The organism is Pseudomonas sp. NPDC088322 (genome assembly GCF_044740745.1).
Lineage (GTDB): Bacteria > Pseudomonadota > Gammaproteobacteria > Pseudomonadales > Pseudomonadaceae > Aquipseudomonas > Aquipseudomonas shirazensis.
The window spans coordinates 873,152-886,106 of record NZ_JBIURK010000001.1; the positions used below are offsets into that span (position 1 = coordinate 873,152).

At 61.6% G+C, this 12,955-nt stretch carries 12 protein-coding genes; 4 read left to right on the forward strand and 8 right to left on the reverse strand.

Annotated elements, in window-relative coordinates; all coding sequences use genetic code 11:
* Positions 1 to 8 precede the first annotated feature (8 nt).
* The 7 genes from ACIOAU_RS04015 to gloB all read right to left on the reverse strand — a co-directional run bounded on the left by ACIOAU_RS04015 (position 9) and on the right by gloB (position 9,825).
* The gene (locus ACIOAU_RS04015) at positions 9 to 1,619 is read right to left on the reverse strand and encodes an ABC transporter ATP-binding protein (protein ID WP_101318214.1); all 1,611 of its coding nucleotides are present in this window, start codon (positions 1,617 to 1,619) and stop codon (positions 9 to 11) included.
* A gap of 1 nt (position 1,620) precedes the next feature.
* Positions 1,621 to 2,640: an ABC transporter permease gene (locus ACIOAU_RS04020; protein ID WP_401180092.1), complete on the reverse strand. Its 1,020-nt coding sequence runs from the start codon at positions 2,638 to 2,640 to the stop codon at positions 1,621 to 1,623.
* 3 nt (positions 2,641 to 2,643) lie between these two features.
* Positions 2,644 to 3,717, reverse strand: a complete 1,074-nt coding sequence (locus tag ACIOAU_RS04025) for a microcin C ABC transporter permease YejB (protein ID WP_101318219.1) — start codon at positions 3,715 to 3,717, stop codon at positions 2,644 to 2,646.
* Between the two features lies 1 nt (position 3,718).
* A complete protein-coding gene (locus ACIOAU_RS04030) occupies positions 3,719 to 5,566 on the reverse strand; it encodes an extracellular solute-binding protein (RefSeq protein WP_401180095.1) in 1,848 nt (615 codons plus the stop codon).
* On the reverse strand, positions 5,563 to 7,392 hold the full coding sequence (locus tag ACIOAU_RS04035; protein ID WP_150569672.1) for an extracellular solute-binding protein: 1,830 nt from the start codon (positions 7,390 to 7,392) through the stop codon (positions 5,563 to 5,565). Before ACIOAU_RS04035 ends, ACIOAU_RS04030 begins: the two co-directional genes overlap by 4 nt.
* Positions 7,393 to 7,514: 122 nt before the next feature.
* Entirely contained in the window at positions 7,515 to 8,945 is a 1,431-nt protein-coding gene (locus tag ACIOAU_RS04040; RefSeq protein ID WP_101318225.1) for a lytic transglycosylase domain-containing protein, read from the reverse strand.
* A 100-nt stretch (positions 8,946 to 9,045) separates the two neighbouring features.
* Positions 9,046 to 9,825 carry a hydroxyacylglutathione hydrolase gene (gene gloB / locus ACIOAU_RS04045; RefSeq protein WP_150569670.1) on the reverse strand — a complete coding sequence of 260 codons (780 nt, stop codon included), beginning with the start codon at positions 9,823 to 9,825 and terminating at the stop codon, positions 9,046 to 9,048.
* Positions 9,826 to 9,909: 84 nt separating this feature from the next.
* Between gloB and ACIOAU_RS04050 the strand changes: the two genes are divergently transcribed.
* From ACIOAU_RS04050 to dnaQ, 3 genes are read left to right on the forward strand one after another with little or no spacing between them, the layout of a single operon-like run.
* The gene (locus ACIOAU_RS04050; protein ID WP_101318228.1) at positions 9,910 to 10,686 is read left to right on the forward strand and encodes a class I SAM-dependent methyltransferase; all 777 of its coding nucleotides are present in this window, start codon (positions 9,910 to 9,912) and stop codon (positions 10,684 to 10,686) included.
* A gap of 23 nt (positions 10,687 to 10,709) precedes the next feature.
* Positions 10,710 to 11,162, forward strand: a complete 453-nt coding sequence (rnhA, locus tag ACIOAU_RS04055; protein WP_101318230.1) for a ribonuclease HI — start codon at positions 10,710 to 10,712, stop codon at positions 11,160 to 11,162.
* A 58-nt stretch (positions 11,163 to 11,220) separates the two neighbouring features.
* Positions 11,221 to 11,964 carry a DNA polymerase III subunit epsilon gene (gene dnaQ, locus ACIOAU_RS04060; protein ID WP_224785558.1) on the forward strand — a complete coding sequence of 248 codons (744 nt, stop codon included), beginning with the start codon at positions 11,221 to 11,223 and terminating at the stop codon, positions 11,962 to 11,964.
* 51 nt (positions 11,965 to 12,015) lie between these two features.
* Here the strand turns inward: dnaQ and ACIOAU_RS04065 are convergent, their stop codons facing one another.
* The gene (locus tag ACIOAU_RS04065) at positions 12,016 to 12,234 is read right to left on the reverse strand and encodes a hypothetical protein (protein ID WP_101318276.1); all 219 of its coding nucleotides are present in this window, start codon (positions 12,232 to 12,234) and stop codon (positions 12,016 to 12,018) included.
* A 157-nt stretch (positions 12,235 to 12,391) separates the two neighbouring features.
* Between ACIOAU_RS04065 and ACIOAU_RS04070 the strand changes: the two genes are divergently transcribed.
* Positions 12,392 to 12,952, forward strand: a complete 561-nt coding sequence (locus tag ACIOAU_RS04070; protein ID WP_101318278.1) for an NADPH-dependent FMN reductase — start codon at positions 12,392 to 12,394, stop codon at positions 12,950 to 12,952.
* The last annotated feature ends 3 nt before the right edge of the window (positions 12,953 to 12,955 follow it).

Consider the following 12,955-nt stretch of genomic DNA (forward strand, 5'->3'; position numbering starts at 1 on the left):
GCACGCCATCAGGCAGCCGGCTCGACCTCCAGAAACGCCGCTTCCAGCAGCTGCCGGGTGTAGGGATGCTGCGGCGCATGGAAGATTTCCCGCGCGTCACCTTGTTCCACCACCTGCCCCTGTTTGATCACCATCAGCTGATGACTCAGCGCTTTGACCACCGCTAGGTCATGACTGATGAACAGGTAGGTCAGGTTGTATTTGAGCTGCAACGAACGCAACAGCTCCACTACCTGCCGCTGCACGGTGCGGTCAAGCGCAGAGGTTGGCTCGTCGAGCAGAATCAACGCCGGTTTGAGCACCAGCGCGCGAGCGATGGCGATGCGTTGACGCTGGCCCCCGGAGAACTCATGGGGATAGCGGTGGCGGGTGGCCGGATCGAGGCCTACTTCCTGCAGCGCGGCAATGATCGCCGCCTCTTGCTCCTGGGCGGTGCCGATGCGATGAATGCGCAGGCCTTCGCCGACGATATCGGCGACACTCATGCGCGGGCTGAGGCTGCCGAACGGGTCCTGAAACACCACCTGCATTTCTCGCCGCAGCGGCCGTACCTCCTGCTGGTTCATGCCCTGCAGGTTTTGCCCGTGAAAACGGATGTCGCCCTGGCTCGAGATCAGCCGCAGGATCGCCAGGCCCAAGGTCGATTTGCCCGAGCCGCTTTCGCCAACGATGCCCAGGGTCTGCCCTTGGGGCAGGCTGAAATTGATCCCGTCGACTGCCTTGACGTGGTCTACCGTACGCCGCAGCAGGCCTTTCTTGATCGGGAACCAGACGCGCAGATCATCCACCTCCAGCAGCGGCGCCCCAAGCGGGTTGGCCGCAGGCTGGCCGCTGGGTTCGGCGTTGATCAACATCTGCGTATAGGGATGCTGCGGGGCGGTGAACAGCGTCGTGCACTCGGCCTGCTCGACGATCTTGCCTTGCTGCATCACGCAAACACGGTGGGCGATGCGCCTTACCAGGTTGAGGTCATGGCTGATCAGCAGCAGGGCCATGCCCAGTCGTGCCTGCAGCTCTTTGAGCAGATCAAGAATCTTCAGCTGTACGGTGACGTCGAGCGCAGTGGTCGGTTCATCGGCGATCAGCAGTTCCGGCTCGTTGGCCAGGGCCATGGCAATCATCACCCGCTGGCGCTGGCCGCCGGACAGCTCATGCGGCAGCGCCTTGAGGCGCTTGTGCGGTTCAGGGATGCCGACCAGGTCGAGCAGTTCCAAGGTGCGCGCCGTCGCCTGCTTGCCGGTTAAACCCTTGTGCAGGAGCAGGATCTCGTTGATCTGCTTCTCGATACAGTGCAGCGGGTTGAGCGAGGTCATCGGCTCCTGGAAGATCATTGCGATGCGGTTGCCACGGATGCGCTGCATTGGCTTTTCGCCAAGCTTGAGCATGTCCTTGCCGCCATACTCGATGCTGCCACTGGGGTGGCGCGCAAGTGGGTAGGGCAACAGGCGCAGGATCGAGTGGGCAGTGACCGACTTGCCCGAGCCGCTCTCGCCGACCAGGGCCAGGGTCTCGCCCTTGCGGATGTCGAAACTGATGCCATCGACAACGCGGTTGACCTGGTCACCGCTGAGGAACTCGACCGCAAGATCACGGACTTCGATCAGGTTAGGTTCGCTCATGTCATTTCCTCGGGTCGAAGGCGTCGCGGGCGGATTCGCCGATAAACACCAGCAGGCTGAGCATCACGGCCAGCACGGCGAAGGCACTGATGCCCAGCCATGGTGCCTGCAGGTTGGATTTGCCCTGGGCAACCAGCTCACCCAACGACGGTGAACCGGCGGGCAGGCCAAAGCCGAGGAAGTCCAGCGCGGTCAGGGTACCGATGGCGCCGGTGAGGATGAACGGCATGAAGGTCATGGTCGAGATCATTGCGTTGGGCAGAATGTGCCGGTACATGATCGCGCCGTTGCGCATACCCAGGGCGCGCGCCGCGCGCACATACTCCAGGTTACGCCCACGCAGGAATTCGGCGCGGACTACATCGACCAGGCTCATCCACGAGAACAGCAACATGATCCCCAGCAGCCACCAGAAGTTGGGCTGGACGAAACTGGCCAGAATGATCAGCAGGTAAAGCACCGGCAAGCCTGACCAGATCTCCAGGAAGCGCTGGCCGGCAAGGTCGACCCAGCCACCATAAAAGCCCTGCAGAGCCCCGGCAATCACGCCGATGATCGAGCTGAGGATGGTCAGGGTCAGGGCAAACAATACCGAAACGCGGAAGCCGTAGATCACCCGCGCCATGACATCGCGGCCCTGGTCATCGGTGCCCAGCCAGTTGTCTGCCGAGGGCGGCGCGGGTGCTGGCACCTTCAAGTCGTAGTTGATGCTCTGGTAGCTGAACGGGATCGGCGCCCACAGCACAAAGCTGTCTTTCTTCTCCAGAAGATCGCGGATGTAAGGGCTCTTGTAGTTGGCTTCGAGCGGGAATTCACCGCCAAAGGTGGTCTCGGGGTAGCGCTTGAACGCCGGGAAGTACCACTCGCCGTCGTAGCGCACGGCAATCGGTTTGTCGTTGGCGATCAGCTCGGCGCCAATGCTCAGGCCGAACAGGATCAGGAACAGCCACAGCGACCACCAGCCTCGGCGGTTGGCCTTGAAGCGCTCGAAGCGCCGTCGATTGAGCGGGGACAGGGCCATTGGTCAATTCTCCCGGCTGGCGAAGTCGATGCGCGGATCGACCAGGGTGTAGGTCAGGTCGCCGATCAGTTTCACCACCAGCCCGAGCAGGGTGAAGATGAACAGGGTGCCGAAGACCACCGGATAATCGCGGTTGATCGCCGCTTCGAAACTCATCAGGCCAAGGCCGTCGAGGGAGAAGATCACCTCGATCAGCAACGAGCCGGTGAAGAAGATGCCGATGAATGCCGAAGGGAAGCCGGCGATCACCAGCAGCATGGCGTTACGGAACACATGCCCGTAGAGCACCCGCTGCCGGCTCAGGCCTTTGGCTTTGGCGGTGACCACATACTGCTTGTTGATCTCATCGAGGAAGCTGTTTTTGGTCAGCAGGGTCATGGTGGCGAAGTTGCCGATCACCAGTGCAGTGATCGGCAGCACCAGGTGCCAGAAGTAATCGAGGATCTTGCCAGTGGTGGACAGCTCGTCGAAGTTGTTCGAGGTCAGCCCGCGTAACGGGAACCAGTCGAAGTAACTGCCGCCGGCGAACAGCACGATCAGCAGAATGGCGAACAGAAACGCCGGGATGGCATAGCCGACCACGATCGCCGAGCTGGTCCAGACATCGAAGTGGCTGCCGTGGCGCACCGCCTTGGCGATCCCCAGCGGGATCGACACCAAGTACATGATCAGCGTGCTCCACAGCCCGAGCGAGATCGACACCGGCATCTTTTCGGCAATTAGGTCGATGACCTTGGCATCACGAAAGAAGCTGTCGCCGAAGTCGAGCTGGGCATAGTTCTTGACCATGATCCACAAGCGCTCCGGGGCGGACTTGTCGAAGCCATACATGTGTTCGATTTCAGCGATCAGCGCCGGGTCCAGGCCCTGTGCGCCGCGGTAGTTGGAACCGGCCACCGAGACTTCGGCGCCGCCGCCGGCGATGCGGCTGGTGGCGCCGTCAAAGCCTTCGAGTTTGGCGATCATCTGCTCGACCGGGCCGCCGGGCGCGGCCTGGACGATGATGAAGTTGATCACCAGGATGCCGAACAGGGTCGGGATGATCAGCAGCAAGCGCCGCAGGATATAGGCGAGCATGTCAGTTGGCCTCGCTCGGCGTGGTCTCTGGCGCAGGCTGCGTGGTCACGGCCGGTTTCACATCAGGCTTGATCCACCAGGTGTCGATGCCGACATCGTACTTGGGCGAGACCTTGGGGTGGCCGATGTGGTTCCAGTAGGCCACCCGCCAGGTCTTGATGTGCCAGTTGGGGATCACGTAGTAGCCCCACTGCAACACGCGGTCGAGGGCGCGGGCGTGGTTGATCAGGCTCTGACGTGAGTCGGCGTTGATCAGTTGCTCGACCAGTTGGTCAATGGCCGGGTCGCGCAGGCCTATGAAGTTGCGGCTACCGGGGTTGTCGGCGGCGCCCGAAGTCCAGAACTCGCGCTGTTCGTTACCCGGCGAGCTGGACTGGGGGAAGCCGCTGACGATCATGTCGAAGTCGCGCGAGCGCAGACGGTTGATGTACTGCGGCACCTCGACCCGGCGCAGGGTCAGCTCGATGCCGAGGTCTGCCAGGTTGCGTTTGAACGGCAACAGCACGCGTTCAAACTCCGTCTGTGCGAGCAGAAACTCGATCACCACCGGCTTGCCCTGGGCGTCGACCATCTTGTCGTCGACGATTTTCCAGCCCGCTTCCTGCAGCAGCTTGTAGGCCTGACGTTGCTGCTCGCGGATCATGCCGCTGCCGTCGCTGACCGGGTTCTTGAACACCTCGGTAAAGGCCTGCTCGGGAATCTTGCCGCGCAGCGGCTCGAGGATTTTCAGTTCATCCGGCGTGGCCGGCTGCGTGGCCGCCATGTCGGAGTTCTCGAAGTAACTGCTGGTGCGAGTGTAGGCACCGTTGAACAGCTGCTTGTTGGTCCACTCGTAGTCGAGCAGCAGGCTCAGCGCCTTGCGCACGCGCACGTCCTGGAACATTGGCTTGCGCAGGTTGAAGACAAAGCCCTGCATACCGGTCGGGTTGCCGTTGGGCAGCTCTTCCTTGATCAGGCGGCCTTCGCGTACGGCGGGCACGTTGTAGGCGTTTGCCCAGTTCTTTGCCGCCATCTCCAGGTTGTAGTCGAACTGGCCGGCCTTGAGCGCTTCAAGGGCAACGGTGCTGTCGCGGTAATAGTCAAAGGTCATGACGTCGAAATTGAACATGCCGCGGTTGATCGGCAGGTCCTTGGCCCAATAGTCCTTGACCCGCTCGAAACGCACCGAACGACCGGCCTTGACCTCGGCAACCCGGTAGGGACCGCTGCCCAAAGGAATTTCCAGGTTGCCACGGTTGAAGTCGCGGTTTTCGTACCAGTGCTTTGGCAGTACCGGCAGTTGGCCAAGGATCAGCGGCAACTCACGGTTGTTCTTGTGCTTGAACTTGAACAGCACTTTCAGCGGGTCTTCGGCAATGACCTCGGCGACGTCACCGTAGTACACCTTGTACAGCGGGGCGCCTTGGCTGACCAACGTGTTGAAGGTCCAGACCACGTCATCGGCACGCATGGGGTGGCCGTCATGGAAACGTGCTTCCGGGCGCAGGTAGAAGCGCACCCAGCTGTTGTCCGGGGCCTTCTCTATCTTGCCGGCAACCAGGCCGTACTCGGTAAACGGCTCGTCCAGGCTCTGGCGCATCAGCGTGTCGTAGATGCTGCCGATGTTTTCTGCAGCCACGCCTTTGTTGATGAACGGGTTGAGGCTGTCGAAACCGCCAAAGCCGGACTGGCGGAAGGTGCCGCCTTTGGGCGCATCTGGGTTGACGTAGTCGAAGTGTTTGAAGCTGGCCGGATACTTGGGCGGCTCGTCATACAGGGTCAAGGCGTGCTGCGGGGCAGCCAGCACGGGAAGGCTCAGGCAGGCTAGCAGCAGGCTGCCGGCCAGTTGGCGCAGGCGGTGCGGCATCATTTGGCTTTCTCCGAAGTCTTGAGCCACCAGCTGTTCAGGCCCAGGGTGTAGGGCGGCGTGGTGACGAAGGCGAACCGATTGCGGTAGGCCAGGCGATGATTGTCCAGATACCAGTTGGGGATCATGTAGTAATGCCACGACAGCACCCGGTCCAGCGCACGCGCGGCGGCGACCTGGTCATCGCGGGTGCGGGCAGCGAGCAGGGTGTCGAGCAGGTGGTCGACCACCGGATCTTTTACCCCCGCATAGTTCTTGCTGCCCTTGGTCGAAGCCTGGCTGGAATGGAAGTACAGCCATTGCTCGAGGCCTGGGCTGAGGGTCTGGTTCAGGGTCATCAGGATCATGTCGAAATCAAACTGGTCCAGCCGTTGTTTGTACTGGGCGCGGTCTACCGTGCGCAAGCGCGCATCGATGCCAATGCTCGCCAGATTTTCGACATAAGGTTGCAGGATCCGTTCTAGATTGGGGTTCACCAGCAACAACTCCATCTGGAACTGCTTGCCCTTGGCGTCCACCAGGCGTTGGCCGTCCAGCTTCCAGCCGGCTTTGCCCAGCAGGGCAAGGGCCTCGCGCAAGGTCTGGCGGCTGACGCCGCTGCCGTCGGTATGGCTGACCTGGTAGGGCTCGGTGTACAGCTTGGCCGGCAGTTCGTCGCGGAACGGCGCCAGCAGCAGCCACTCCTTGCCGGTCGGCAGGCCGCTGGCAGCAAACTCGCTATTTGGGTAATAACTGGTCGAGCGCCGATAGGCGCTGCTGAACAGGGCGCGGTTGGTCCACTCGAAATCCAGCATCAAACCCAGCGCCTGGCGTACTTGCGGGTCGCTGAACGTGGCGCGGCGGCTGTTCATGAACAGCCCTTGGGTCTGGGTCGGGATGCGGTGCGGGATCTGCGCCTTGATCACCTCGCCACGGCGCACTGCAGGGAAGTTGTAGCTGTTGGCCCAGTTCTTCGCCTGATGTTCGATGTAGATGTCGAACTCGCCGGCCTTGAACGCTTCGAAGGCGACCGTGGCGTCGCGGTAGAACTCATATTCGACGCGGTTGTAGTTGTACTTGCCGCGATTGACCGCCAGGTCCTTGCCCCAGTAATCCTTGACCCGCTTGAATACCAGGCGCCGCCCCGGCTGCACCTCGGTGATGCGATAGGGCCCGCTGCCCAGCGGTGGCTCGAAGGTGGTGGCCTTGAAGTCGCGCTTCTGCCAGTAATGCTTGGGCAGTACCGGCATCTCACCCAGACGCAGGATCAACAACGGGTTGCCGGCACGCTTGAACACGAAGCGAATGCGCAACGGCCCGAGAATGTCGACTCGCTGCACTTCCTGCAGGTTGGTGCGGTACAGCGGGTGGCCGTCCTTGAGCAGGGTGCGATAGGAGAACGCCACGTCCGCCGAGGTGATCGGCTTACCGTCGTGAAAGCGTGCCTCTGGGCGCAGGTTGAACACCACCCAGCTGCGGTCTTCGCTGTACTCGACCGAGCGCGCAATCAGGCCGTAGCTTGAGGTTGGCTCATCGCCGGACGGATCGTACATCCCCGTACCGACCATAAGCGTCTCGTTCAGCTCGCTGACACCGTATTGCAGGAAGTTTGGCGTTGTGACCGGGCTCGACCCTTTGAAGGTGTAGGGGTTGAGCGTGTCGAACGTGCCAAATGCCATGGCCCGCAAGGTTCCGCCCTTGGGCGCTTGCGGGTTGACCCAATCGAAGTGGGTGAATGTGGCTGGGTATTTGAGCGTGCCGAACTGCGCGTAACCGTGGCTCTCGCTGACGGTGGCGGCGGCGGGGAAGCTCAAGGCCAGGCTGAAGGACAGCAGGAGGGGACGTATCAAATCGGCATCCGATCCAGAAGGCGTTGGGCTTTGGTCGGGCTACAGTAACAGCTTGGCGGGATTGGAAAAAGAGTGATGCGAGAGGGGGCTGCAAGCGGGGCTGGGTGACAGCCCCGGGAGGATCAATGGCCGAGGTAGACGGTCAGGGTCTGGCCTGGTTTGAGGGCATGCCCGCTGCGCGGATTCCAGCGCTTGAGGTGCTGCATTTCGACGTTGAAACGCTTGGCCACCAGGTACAGTGAATCGCCCTTGCGGACCTTGTACTGAGTCGAGCGCTGCTTGGCCGAAGCAACCCGGTTGGCGGCTGCAGAGGGCGCATTGCCACCGCGCATGGCCAGGACCTGGCCGGCCTTGAGGCGATTGCCGGAGATCTTGTTCCAGCGCTGGATATCCTTGACCGAAACCCGGTTGGCCTTGGCGATGCTGCCCAGGTTGTCACCGCGCTTGACTCGGTAGCTGCGCGTGGCCGGTGCGCTGGCTTCGGCGACAGCGGCTTCGAACACGGCCTTGCGTGGTTGCAGGCTGAGCAACTGTTCAGGGTTCAGGTTGGACAGGCTGGCCGAGAGCAACTGCGCCTTGGCAGTCGGCACCAGCAGTTGTTGCGGGCCATCGACCGTCATGCGCTTCTTGAATGCCGGGTTGAGCTGGATCAGCTCGTCTTCATCGATATCGGCAAAGGCTGCGACCCGCGACAGGTCGAGGCGGTCATTGATGGCGACGGCGGCAAAGTACGGTTCGTTGGCGATCGGGTTGAGGTTGACGCCATACGATTCAGGCGTTGATACCACCTGCGACAGGGCCAGCAGCTTGGGCACGTAGTCGCGGGTTTCCTGCGGCAGCGGCAGGTTCCAGTAATCAGTCGGCAGGCCGAGTTTTTCGTTGCGTTCGATAGCGCGGCTGACGGTGCCTTCACCGGCGTTGTAGGCCGCCAGGGCCAGCAGCCAGTCGCCGTTGAACATGTCGTGCAGACGGCTCAGATAATCCAGTGCGGCGTTGGTCGATGCTGTGACGTCGCGGCGGCCATCGTAGAAGTTGGTCTGGCGCAGATTGAAGTGGCGCCCGGTCGAGGGGATGAACTGCCACATGCCGGCCGCATGGGCTCGGGAATACGCCATCGGGTTGTAGGCGCTCTCGATCGCTGGCAGCAGGGCCAGCTCCAGCGGCATGTCACGTTCTTCGAGGCGCTCGACGATGTAATGCAGGTACAGGCTGCCGCGCTCGCCGGCGGTTTCAACGAAACGCGGGTTGCTGGCGAACCACAGGCGCTGTTGCTCGATGCGCGGATTGACGTCGATGGTGTCCTGCAGCGCGAAGCCCTGGCGCATGCGTTCCCAGACATCCTGGGGCGCCTGCTGCTTGGGCTTGGCCATGATCAACGGGGCCGGCTTGTGCTTGATCCGGGCCTGATAGTTGTGCGCGCGAACGCTTTCGGATTCATCTACCTGACGGGTGCTCTGGCAGCCCACCAAAGTGGCAGCCAGGGCCAGCGCACTGATCTGTGCGAGGCGCGTCAAAGCGACGGATTGCGAGGTTCTGCGGCTACTGGAAGGCATCGGCTGGGGCAGGTATCCGGGTGAAAAAGTTGGGCGATTCTAGGAACCGCTTTTGCCCGGGTCAACCTTTGCCCCTCAATTACGATATATCTTGAGGTTATCAGAAGCCGTCTTTCCAAGACCTCAAGGCAGCAAAAACAGCAGCTTGGCCTTCGTTTGAATGTCCCTTCCATTCGTCTGCTTTTTGTTTAACGGATGTTTCTGCGGTACGCAAAAAAGGGTTGGTGAGGCGTTCCAAGCCAATGCTGGAAGGCAGCGTTATGCGCTCATCTGCGCGCAGTCTGGTCACCTCCTCAAAGCGCGCGAGCACATCCGAATTGCTCGGCTCGACGGCCTTGGCGAAGCGCAGGTTGCTCAGGGTGTATTCATGGGCGCAGTAGACCTCGGTGGCGTCAGGCAGGGCGGCGAGGCGCTCAAGCGAGTTGTGCATCTGCGCTGGCGTGCCCTCGAACAAACGGCCGCAACCGCCGGCAAACAGCGTGTCGCCACTGAACAGCACGGGTGTCGGCGTCTGTGCGGTATAAAAGGCGATGTGGCCAAGGGTGTGCCCGGGCATCGCCAGCACCTCGAAGGTCAGCCCCAGCGCGGTGACCTGGGCATTGTCCTCGAGCGCCAGGTCACGGCCTGGGATCTGCTCGCTGGCCGGGCCGCTGACCCGCGCCCCGGTGGCTCGCTTGAGCTTGGCAACGCCGCCGACATGATCGTGGTGATGGTGGGTGATGAGGATATCCTTCAGCTCCCAGCCTGGGTTGGCCTCAAGCCAGTCCAGCACCGGTTGGGCGTCACCAGGATCGACCACCGCACACTGGCGTTTGGCAGTATCCTGTAACAACCAGATGTAGTTATCAGAGAAAGCGGGTAGTGCATCGATCTGTATCATGTGCGGATCCGAATCATCTGCCGTGGGACATAAGGGCATCTTAGCCGCGATGGTGCGGCGGGAGAACCTTGGAGGGAAGACGCAATGACCGACCAAGCCTTTGCCCAGGCCGACCCTGAATGGGTCGAGCTGATCAGCCTGGCCCGCGAATGGTTTCAAGGCCCTGTTGGGCAGTTGATGCTGCGCGAAGAAGAAAAGTTGCTTGAAACTGAACTCGCGCGTTTTTTTGGTGGATATCTGGTGCATTACGGGCCAGGGGCGGAGGCGCCGCCGCATGCCAAGCAGGTGCATCGCAATGTGCGCCTCGGTGCGCCGTTGCCAGGGGTTGAAATCGTCTGCGAAGAACAGGCCTGGCCGCTCGCCGAACATGCGGCGGACGTCGTGGTGCTGCAGCACGGGCTGGACTTCAGCCTGTCGCCTCACGGCCTGCTGCGCCAGGCCGCCAGTGCGGTGCGTCCGGGTGGCCATCTGCTGATCGTCGGTATCAACCCATGGAGCAGTTGGGGCATGCGCCACCTGTTCAGCAAAGGCGCCTTGCGCAAGGCACGTTGCATCCCGCCGTCGCGGGTCGGTGACTGGCTCAACCTGCTCGGCTTTGCGCTGGAGAAACGCCGCTTCGGCTGTTATCGTCCGCCGCTTGCTTCACCGGCCTGGCAGCAGCGCCTCACCGGGTGGGAGCGGGTAGCCGGTGGCTGGCAGATGTCAGGTGGCGGCGTCTACCTGCTGATAGCGCGCAAGATGGTAGTCGGCCTGCGGCCACTGCAACCGGCCCGGCGTGAGCCGATGGGCAAACTGCTGCCGCTGCCCCTGGCCAAGGTCAATCGCGACCCGGCCAACCGCGACCATCATCCGGGTCGATAAATTACAGCGAATTAAGGCAGTACATGAGCGAAGAAAGCATCGAGATGTTTACCGACGGCGCCTGCAAGGGCAATCCGGGCCCTGGCGGCTGGGGCGTGCTGATGGTGTACAAGGGCGTCGAAAAGGAACTCTGGGGTGGCGAGCTGGAGACCACCAACAACCGCATGGAGCTGATGGCGGCCATCGAGGGCCTCAAGGCGCTCAAGCGTGAATGCGAGGTTGTGCTGACCACCGACTCGCAGTACGTCATGAAAGGTATCAACGAGTGGATGGCCAACTGGAAGAAGCGCGGCTGGAAGACCGCGGCCAAGGAGCCGGTGAAAAACGCCGACCTGTGGCGCGAGCTAGACGAGCAGGTCAACCGGCACAAGGTCACCTGGAAGTGGGTGCGCGGGCATATCGGCCATCATGGCAACGAACGCGCCGACCAGTTGGCCAACCGCGGCGTCGACGAAGTTCGCGCGCGTCACAAGTAATCCGACGCTGGGGTATACTCCCGGCTCTTTTTTGTCGTAGCAGTTGGAGCCACCGCCCGTGGAGCAGCAGAACACCCGATACGTCGTCCTCGATACCGAAACTACCGGCATGCCGGTTGGCGAGGGTCATCGGATCATCGAAATCGGTTGCGTCGAAGTGCTGGGCCGGCGCCTGACCGGGCGCCATTTCCATGTTTATCTGCAGCCTGACCGCGAGAGTGACGAGGGCGCGATTGGCGTCCACGGCATCACCGACGCATTCTTGATCGGCAAGCCGCGCTTCGCTGAAGTGGCTGACGAGTTCTTCGACTTCATTCAGGGCGCGCAGCTGGTCATCCACAACGCGGCGTTCGACGTTGGCTTCATAAACAACGAATTCGCTCTGCTTGGCCAGCATGATCGCGCCGATATCTCCAAACACTGCGGCATCCTCGATACCCTGATGCTGGCGCGTTCGCGCCACCCAGGCCAGCGCAACAGCCTCGACGCCTTGTGCAAACGCTACGGTATCGACAACTCCGGACGTGAGCTGCACGGCGCGTTGCTCGACTCGGAATTGCTGGCGGATGTCTACCTGGCCATGACCGGTGGCCAGACCAGTCTGTCGCTGGCTGGGCATGGTGCTGATGGCGAGGAGGGAAGGGACAGTGACGGCAGTGAGATTCGCCGGATCGTCGGGCGTCAGCCGCAGCCTGTGTTGATGGCTTCTGCTGAAGAGCTGGAGGCGCATGCTCAGCGTCTCGCGGCGGTGGCCAAGTCTGCCGGCGGCCCGGCGCTGTGGCAGAGCCTGAGCGAGGCCTGATCAGGCCTGCATGCGGGCCCTCCGTGGCCTGCTGGTTGCCGCAAGGCTGAATCAGGGAATGCGGATGATCTCGACGCCACTCTGGGTCAGCTCGAAGCGATCTTCACCCAGGTGCCGAACGCGATCGCCAATAGCCAGTCGATAGCTGGTAATCGGTTCACCATGGGCACTGCCGTCGTCCTGAAAGGTCGACTCCTGGAATTCGTGCACGGGGTAGATTCGGCCTTCGGCGTCACGGGCGTGAAATTGGCCGACCAGTACTGCTGCCATTTTGGGGGGAAACCTCTGAAAAATTGGAGAAATGTCTGCAGTCATAGACCAGTGAAACCGCCGGGAAGTTTTCCTGCAATGGGAAAAAAACCTCGGCGGCGAAAAACGGTCATCTATAACTACTAACTCCATCAACCAGCAGAGGTTGTAAAACGCCATGAGCCAGGTGTATTCGGTAGCAGTTGTAGTCGGCAGCTTGCGCAAGGATTCCTACAATCGCAAGGTGGCCAAGGCCCTGGGTGAGCTGGCGTCCTCCAGCCTCAGCTTGAAGATCATCGAGATCGGCGATCTGCCGCTGTACAACGAAGATGTAGAGAGTGCCGGTGCGCCGCAGCCCTGGCAGCGTTTTCGTGACGAGATCAAGCGTAGTGACGCGGTGCTGTTCGTCACACCGGAGTACAACCGCTCGCTGCCCGGTTGCTTGAAGAACGCCATTGACGTTGGCTCGCGGCCTTATGGGCAAAGTGCCTGGGGCGGCAAGCCAACGGCTGTGGTGAGCGTTTCGCCCGGTGCAGTGGGTGGCTTTGGCGCCAACCATGCGGTGCGCCAGTGCCTGGTGTTCCTCGATATGCCATGCATGCAGATGCCCGAGGCATATATCGGCGGGGCGGCGACCCTGTTCGATGATGCCGGCAAGCTCAATGACAAGACTCGGCCGTTCCTGCAGGCATTCATCGACAAGTTTGCAGCCTGGGTGAAGCTCAACCGCGCGGTATAACGC

Coding starts and splice junctions, on each gene's coding strand:
- ACIOAU_RS04015 (WP_101318214.1), bottom strand. CDS start 1,619: ATGAGCGAACCTAACCTGATCGAAGTCCGTGATCTTGCGGTCGAGTTC.
- ACIOAU_RS04020 (WP_401180092.1), bottom strand. CDS start 2,640: ATGGCCCTGTCCCCGCTCAATCGACGGCGCTTCGAGCGCTTCAAGGCC.
- ACIOAU_RS04025 (WP_101318219.1), bottom strand. CDS start 3,717: ATGCTCGCCTATATCCTGCGGCGCTTGCTGCTGATCATCCCGACCCTG.
- ACIOAU_RS04030 (WP_401180095.1), bottom strand. CDS start 5,566: ATGATGCCGCACCGCCTGCGCCAACTGGCCGGCAGCCTGCTGCTAGCC.
- ACIOAU_RS04040 (WP_101318225.1), bottom strand. CDS start 8,945: ATGCCTTCCAGTAGCCGCAGAACCTCGCAATCCGTCGCTTTGACGCGC.
- gloB (WP_150569670.1), bottom strand. CDS start 9,825: ATGATACAGATCGATGCACTACCCGCTTTCTCTGATAACTACATCTGG.
- ACIOAU_RS04050 (WP_101318228.1), top strand. CDS start 9,910: ATGACCGACCAAGCCTTTGCCCAGGCCGACCCTGAATGGGTCGAGCTG.
- rnhA (WP_101318230.1), top strand. CDS start 10,710: ATGAGCGAAGAAAGCATCGAGATGTTTACCGACGGCGCCTGCAAGGGC.
- ACIOAU_RS04065 (WP_101318276.1), bottom strand. CDS start 12,234: ATGGCAGCAGTACTGGTCGGCCAATTTCACGCCCGTGACGCCGAAGGC.
- ACIOAU_RS04070 (WP_101318278.1), top strand. CDS start 12,392: ATGAGCCAGGTGTATTCGGTAGCAGTTGTAGTCGGCAGCTTGCGCAAG.